Genomic DNA, 806 nt, shown 5'->3' with positions numbered 1-806 from the left:
AGAAGTGCAAAGGCTCCCTCCGCCTGAATGGAGCGGCACAGCCGAAGATGTATCCCCCGTGGTGTGGTAATATTTTCAGTTGCCGTAGCTCGCTTTTCCCAGAAGGTCTTTTTCAGTGCGATCTCTTTGGGCTTAGTTGGATCCTTGGCTCGGCAGCACTGGGAACGGCACGGGCAGCCATCGCAGTTTTCGCAGCAATACCACGCAGTGGAAACCAACTGTCCGTCTTGAACTTCGGTACACTCCCGCCGCAGAAATAGCCGGCGGCCTTGCGCACAGATAAAACAGTCTTCTTCCTGGTCATATTCCATGTTCTCCACTCGCCCAACTTGTTTCTTAAACTTTTTGCTGCGTCGTTGCTCATAGTTCGTGGGCTTTATATAACAGATTTGTCCTGTGGAATCCAGGTAGAGATAGTTCTCCAAGCTCTCATACCCGGCATCGGCCACCACTTCTTCATAACGGACCTGGTGAAACTGCTCCAGCTTCTTTAAAAACGGCTGAAGCGTTCTCACATCATTTCGGTCGAAAAACAGCTCTATCCCGGTGATATACTCACTGTTCACACCAATCTGCACATTATAAGCTGGCTTGAGCTGCCCGTTTCGCATGTGGTCTTCTTTCAGCCGCATAAATGTGGCATCTTCGTCTGTTTTGGAGTAACTGTTGCGCCCTTCTCCCATGGTAGATAGCATGTTTTCATACTGCTCCCACCGCTCCAGAAGTTCAGACAGGCGCTCCCATTCCTTTTGTCCGGGACTTTTCCGCCGGCCACTTCTATGGACAAAGGTAATATTTTGAGCAAA

Annotated in this window: 1 protein-coding gene; it reads right to left on the bottom strand. The window is 50.0% G+C overall.

Annotation, left to right across the window (positions count from 1 at the left end; translation table 11 throughout):
* Positions 1 to 695, bottom strand: a 695-nt coding sequence (locus tag B5G37_RS14750) for a transposase (RefSeq protein ID WP_143483012.1), incomplete at its 3' end; no start/stop codon positions are given.
* Positions 696 to 806 lie beyond the last annotated feature (111 nt).

It is taken from the genome of Pseudoflavonifractor sp. An85, from assembly GCF_002161235.1.
Classification (GTDB): Bacteria; Bacillota; Clostridia; order Oscillospirales; family Oscillospiraceae; genus Enterenecus.
This window is presented reverse-complemented; position numbering and strand designations above follow the sequence as displayed.